The organism is Streptomyces sp. NRRL S-31 (assembly GCF_000718775.1).
Taxonomy (GTDB): Bacteria; Actinomycetota; Actinomycetes; order Streptomycetales; family Streptomycetaceae; genus Streptomyces.
On the sequence record NZ_JOCB01000101.1, the window covers coordinates 24,390 to 30,860 of the forward strand.

Below are 6,471 nucleotides of genomic sequence, written 5' to 3' on the forward strand. Positions count from 1 at the left end.
CGGGGGCTCGGCCGGTGCGGCGTTCCGCGCTCCGGGTCGCCCCCGAGCACGGACCGTCCGTGTGTGCGGCAGCCGTCAGTCCAGCGGCTTGATGGTACCGGTGATGGCGAGCGGGGTGCCGTCCGGCAGGGTGATGCGCGAGTGGACCACGCCGCGCTCGAAGTCCTCCACATGCGTGATGTTGGCCCCGGACTCCTCCGTCCAGGACGTGAGGAACACGTCGGGCCGGATCTCCACCGCGGTGATGTCCACCGTCTCCACGTATCCGTCCGGCACCATGCCGCCGCCGGCGACGACGGTGAAGGTCATCCGCTTGTCGGACTCGAAGTCCTCTTCCAGGGTGAGCTGCCCCAGGTCGACGAAGTAACGGCGCTTGTCCATCCGCTGCTGTGACATGACGTGCCTTTCTGACGCGGTCGTGCGGTCCTCACCAGCATGTCCAGCGTCCGCCGTCGAGCCATCCGTCATCCGACCTACGGCGTCACGGGGCCGGATACGCACACATGTGAGCGCATCCCACCCCTGCGGCGCCGTTGCCGCCGGACCGGCCGGGTGGGCGGGCGGTTACCCGGTGACGACGTCGGGGAGACGGCCGAAAGGGTGCCGTTGACGATTGGCAAGACGACTGGTCATATTGATTCGGTTCTCCAGCGCGCCGCAGGAGCCCCCATGTCCGAACCCGCCGGGGCGACAGATCCCGGACCGCACGATGCGAGGAGCATGAAATGCCCCAGGTGAGTGTGAAGAACAGACTGCTTAACCACGCAGCGGAGGTCTTCCGTCGCAAAGGGTTCCACGGAGCGAGCGTGCAGGACATCACCACAGCCGCCGGCACACCCAAGGGCTCGTTCTACAACCACTTCGACAGCAAGCAGCAACTCGCCGCCGAGATCGTCCACCGCTACGCACAGGCCACCGACTTCTCCGCCCTGCACACCGACCGGCCGGCACTGGAACGACTGCACACCCACCTGATCGCACAACTGGACCGAGTCCGGGAGACCGGAATGCGGTTCGGCTGCCTCCTCGGCAGCTTCGCCGGCGACAGCACCACCGCGGGTGAGGAGGTCCGCCGGAACGTGCAAAGGGCACTGACCGCGTGGGCCGACCAGATCAGCCTGACCATCGAACAGGGCCAGGCGACGGGCGAGATCACGGCGCGCCACCCGGCCCCGGTACTCGCCTCCTTCCTCCTCGACGTGCTGGAAGGGGCATTCCTGCGGGCCAAGCCCTGGGGGGAGCACACGGCCGCGGTGGAGGAGATCGGCATCGCGCTGGACGCGCTACGGGCGTGACCGGACGGTGCCGGCGCGGGGCACACGTGTTCCGCGGGGGGCCGGGCTCCCGCTGGACCGGCTCGCCCGGAGAGACCGCGCGCCGCCGTCGTCCGGGCCGGTGAGCGCTTCGCGCCCGTACCGGCTCCGGAGGTGCTTCGTACGCGTACCGGCTCCGGAGGCCGGGTGCCGGCGGACGCGGCAGGCTCGCGGGCGGCAGACGCGGCGGGGCCAGTGCCCGAACACAGGGCCGGGCCGGCGGGCCGGATCAGTACCCGGACCACACAGCCGGGCCGGTACGACGAGCCCGTACGGGCGGAGCGCCGCCCGGACCGGTCTTCCCGTTCCGCACCGGGACCGGATACGTGCCGGCCGTCCTCGACCGGCCGTCCGGGCGCGGCCACGCCCCAGACGTCTCACCCGCGCCCGCACACCCGGCGAGGTGTGTCCGGCATGGTGCGGGAGCCGGGTGGTGGACGGTCCGCGTGCGCGGGCCGTCCGCGTTCCCGGCCGGGAGCGTGAGTGGTCCCTGCCGGTGCCCGCCCGCACCACCCTGTGCGGAGAGCACGCGGGTTGCCCGGCCGGGTCCTCGTCGGGCATGCCACCTCGGCATCGCGCCATGCCGAAACCGGCTTGGACAGCCCCCCGGAGGGTCTGTTCCAATGACACACACCTCCCGCCGCGGCGGATGGCCCGGTCCCGTCCGGCAGCCGTCCGGCGCACGGAGTCGTCGGCGCTCGCGCGACGGCTCCTCACTCCGGCCCGACCCCCGCGGGCCGGCCCCCGGGACGGCTCATGCGCGGCGTCTCCCCCGTACGCCGCAGGCCCGCCACGACGGCGTGCACCGGCGCATGAGCCGTCCCGAAGGCGGAGCGGTCGCAGACCCTCCCCGTCGGTCGGGAGCGGCGGATGACAGGACGGGGCTTCCGGTGCCCGACGGTCCACCGGACACCCGGTCCGGCGGACGGCGTGCCGGAATCCCGCCGCACCACTGCGGTGCACACTCCAGTGGTCCGGTCAGACCGGGCTCCGACGGTGATCCTCGGCGCGCGGCGAGCTTCGGTACGCGTACCCCGTGGGCCGTCTCCGCGGCCGGTACGGCTGCGGTCGTCCGCCGCCAACATTCCGGGTGCCGAAGCGGGCCGGGCGGGAGCGTGCCCCTCGGAAGCAGGAGTTCCTCCCATGAGCGCGACCAACATGAAGGCCGTCGATTGGAACCCTCCAGCAGGTCACCGCCCTGACCAAGACCCGGCGAGACCTGCTCGCGAGGCTGCAGATCCCCGCCCCCCAAGCAGGTCATCGCGCTTCAGCTCGCACCCCGCTGACCAGCCGGGACACGACCACCTGGAGAACCCGGGCCCCTGTCTGCAGGGAGCGGCCTCGTCAACGGGTGCGAGACCGTGCGTCGGGGGCTGGCCGGGCTCCGGAGACGGCGTCGGTCCTGGTCGTCTCGAGGCGTGGTGGTCCGGCCGGCTCGCCGTGGCCACTGCGTGCGGGTTGTTCTGGGTGGGGCTGTTCTGGGCGATTCAGGTCCAGCCCATCATCTGGGCCATGATGTCGTCCTCCACCGACATGGCTTGATGCTTTGCGGTGCCGGCGTCTGCGGGCATGCCTGCGGGAGGGGCTGTGTCGGCGGCCGCTCTGGGTGGTGTGTGCGGGGACGGACCGTCGGCGGAAGGTATGCCGACAGTCCTTGTTCTGCTCTCCTCGCCCTCGTGCGTCCGCCCTGCGGCAGGGTGCGCGGCCGGCCTGTCGCCGAAGCCTTCGAGGTCCTGCCTGGCTGCCTCGTCGGCGTACTCCCAGGTCGCCGCGTCGCGCGCCGTGCCCTGCTGTTGTTCTTGTTCCGATGTGGTGATGCCGGGGCGGCCGGTCTCCGCGGCTGGCTGCTGGTCAGGCCCGGTCATGCCGCCGGAGGCAGTCTGCGCAGGGTCTTGCAGGACTCTGCGACGGCCGTCATTGTCCGGTTCCGACAGGTGAATGCCGTGCTGTCGCAGCAGGGCGATATCGGCTTCCGTCAGTCTTTTCAGGCCGCGCAGCATTGCATACAGAATGTAGCCGATGGGGACGGCGGAACGGGTGTCGCTGCCAGAAACGGCAAGGACCACCTCGGCTTTTTGGTTGGGGAGTACGTTGCTGCGGTCTTCGCCGTTGGGGCCTGCCATGTTTCGCCAGTGCACGAGACCGGCCACAAACTGTTCGATCGACCACTCGGACCGATACCTTTGACCTGCCCCGCGAACAACCCTGTGGAAGCCGTCCACTTCCTCCATGTGGATATGGCGCTTTTCCATTCCCTCGACCAGGCGCCGAGACGCGCTTTTCACACCCACACTTATCAGTTTGTTCATTTTAGCACCAATGCGGACATCTTCGTACCTGTCGGTGTTCGGAATGCGAACGCGCACGGTAGCCTCCCCTGGGGGGATTTGGGTGCAGTCTTCTTCGTCGGGGTGTTCATTGTGCCGCCACGTGTCGATGGCGTCCAGGATCAGGTCATCCGTCCACTGGGTCGGGGATTTGCGCTGCTTCGGGCGGTCTTGTGGTGTGTTTTCGACCCGCTGGCGCTGATTCTGGTTCTGAATTTGGTGCGGGGGTGGTTGGTGGGTGGCGGCCGGTGTGTCTGCCGGGAGTGGGGGGTCGGCGGGGTGGGGATGTGCCGGGGCTGGCTGTGGGGTGGTGGAAGTGTGGTGTCTGGCGGGCATCCAGTGGTGGGCGTGCCGTACCAGGTGCAGTGGTTGGCCGTGGGTGGGGCCGACGGTCAGGGTCCAGTTGGTGCCGCGGGGGTCGATTTGGAGGGTGTGCAGGTGGATTCCGTAGAGGTGGGCGGCGATCACCGGGGCGATGTCGCCAGAGACGTTGTTCCATCGGCCGGGTGTGCGGAACTGGTCGGCGATGCTTTGCCAGTCCTCCGGCAGCACTCCGGTGTCCGCCCGTAGCGCGGTGAAGGCCTGGACCAGATCCTGGAAGGCGTCGCTCTGCTCGATCTCCTCGACGCTGGGCCGGGGCCGGCCGGCGTCGGTGCTCTGAGCCGGATCGGAGAAGAGGTCGGGGCGGAGCACGGCCAAGGCCGCCTCCCGGGCCAGGATGTTGATGACGCTCTGCTGCACCGTGGACCACCAGGGCTCCGCCTGGTCGTCCCGCTGCCGTGGCGGGAGGGCCCCTGTCCAGAGCAGGATGTTGCGGACCCGCTCCACCTCATCGGCCAGCTCCGCACGGATCACCATCACGCTTTCGGGCAGGGGGGTGTGGTCCGCCGCCTGCCCGGCCGCGATCAGCGCGTGGAAGAAGCAGTCACCGTCCGGCGGTACCTGCCACACCGTCCACCCGAGATCGCGCGCCGCCCGCCGCACCGACGGGTCGACCGTCTCCTCCTTCCACACCGACCGCCACTGCCGTTCCTGCTCGGCCGAGTTCCACCACTGCCCACCGGACAGATCTCCGACCGGCCCACCCACCATTGGCACGACGCCGGCCCCGGTGGATCCAGCCGGTCCGCCGTCCTGCGGCCGGTCCAGCCCCACACCGTCGGCACGAGTGTCCGGCAGACCGGTTCCCGTCCATGGCATGAACGACTCACCGCTGTGTTCCGGCCCCAGCCAGTTCAGCGGGCCGGCCTCGGCTGCCGCCGTCAGGGGCCCACCGAGCAGGAAGGGATCACCCAGCGCGAGGGGATCAAACACCCCGACGGGCACGGCGTCCCCTGGCCCCCCGACATCCGGCCCCGGCAGCGCATCACCCACGCCGCCCGCCGACCAGTCGATGTCTGCGAGCGAGAACGGGTCCATCTCCTGGTCCGGGCCGGCCCATGACTCCGCCACCCCCGGATCCGGCCAACCCCCCGCCGGCTGCTCAGACCCGAACCACTGCGCCGGCTGCTCAGAGCCGAACCACTGCGCCGGTTCGTCCAGCCCGAGGAACTGTGCCAGCTCGTCCGGCGGGCCCGGCAGGCCCGGCAGGCCCGGCAGGCCCGACTGATCGGGCTGGTTCTCCATGTGCGTGGGAACGGCGGGAGGACCGGAGGTGACGCCCGGCTGAGTCGACTCGGACCCCAGTGCGCGACCCGGGTCCTCGAGCAGAGGGAAGAATGTGTCCGGTGACGCCACTGTGGCAGGGCGGGAACGGGCCGGGGCATCCGGGCCTGCCCATGTGTCCGGCATGCCCGGTTCCGGCCGGTCGACCAATTCCGCCGGCGCCCGGGTCGCACTCGCGTTCGCGGGGTCCGACGCGCCGGCCCTTTCCCGGGGGTCGTGTTCGTGTGTGGGGGGCTGGCCGACCTCGGGGCCGGTGTTCGTGCCGCGAGCCCGTCCCCTGCGGGGCTCACTGGCCTTTCCGCCCCCGCGCCGCTTGGCAGATCTGGCGGCGGTCCGGGGGCCGGGCTGGTCCGACTGCTCGGGCCAACCCTCCTGCCCGGCACCCTGCGCGGTCGCAGCGGTGGTGCCGGCTTTCCCGCCTGGAGCACTACCAGTCACCGCACCGCCCTTCTCCACAAAATGCACTCTCACCTTGCCGTCCGTATCCGGCAGGGGTTTCAGGGTGAATGCGGCGGCTACCAGGGCGGCACGCGTCTCCGGCCACACCTTCACGCCCCGGACACTGCTGGCGTGTTGGAGCCACTCAGCGAGGTCAAACCTGCCTATTTTGAAACGTTTGTCGTACCGGGCGGGTCGGGTTCCGGGGGGGTTGTTGTCGATGGCGCGGTTTCCGTCCTCGTTGAGGGGGTGAAGGAGGTCCCGGATCGCATTCACCACCTCCTCCCGGGACGCCTGGTAACGGCCGTCGGAATCTTCTGAGAAGCCGATTCTCACCTTGCCGTCCGGCAGGGGTTCCACGGTGAATGCGGCGGCTTCCAGGGCTGCACGCACCCTCGGTGACGCCGTCCGCCCCGAGGCATTGCTGGCGTTGTGGAGCCAAGTGCGGAGCTTTGACTTCTCGTCCCTGTCGGGGCTGCGTGTGTCTTTTTGGAGTCGGGTTCCGGGGGGTCTGCTGTCGCTGAGACGTTTTCCGTCATGCCCCAGGGGGAGGAGGAACGTTCGGATCCAGGTCAGCAGCTCCTCTTCCTTGTCGGGGGGCTGGTGCTGGGTGCTCGTTGTGGTCGGGGCTGCTGCTCCGGGGTCGGCCGGGTTCTGGAGTATGCGTCTGTCGGTGCTGTCGGCTTCCCCGACGCGCAGACCGGCTTCCTCCAGTTGGGTGATCTCGT

4 protein-coding genes are annotated in these 6,471 nt (G+C 70.0%); 2 read left to right on the forward strand and 2 right to left on the reverse strand.

Annotated features, from left to right (window positions below; all coding sequences use genetic code 11):
* Window positions 1–75: 75 nt before the first annotated feature.
* Complete coding sequence (locus IF37_RS0131345; RefSeq protein ID WP_030750262.1) at window positions 76–396, reverse strand: hypothetical protein; 321 nt, start codon at window positions 394–396, stop codon at window positions 76–78.
* Between the two features lie 329 nt (window positions 397–725).
* Here IF37_RS0131345 and IF37_RS0131350 point away from each other — a divergent pair, with 329 nt between their 5' ends.
* A complete protein-coding gene (locus IF37_RS0131350) occupies window positions 726–1,295 on the forward strand; it encodes a TetR/AcrR family transcriptional regulator (protein WP_030750265.1) in 570 nt (189 codons plus the stop codon).
* Window positions 1,296–2,800: 1,505 nt separating this feature from the next.
* Here the strand turns inward: IF37_RS0131350 and IF37_RS0131355 are convergent.
* Complete coding sequence (locus IF37_RS0131355) at window positions 2,801–5,266, reverse strand: OTU domain-containing protein (protein WP_158727417.1); 2,466 nt, start codon at window positions 5,264–5,266, stop codon at window positions 2,801–2,803.
* A 1,014-nt stretch (window positions 5,267–6,280) separates the two neighbouring features.
* Between IF37_RS0131355 and IF37_RS45295 the strand changes: the two genes are divergently transcribed.
* The coding region (locus IF37_RS45295; RefSeq protein ID WP_216725860.1) for a hypothetical protein at window positions 6,281–6,471 on the forward strand (191 nt) is incomplete at its 3' end.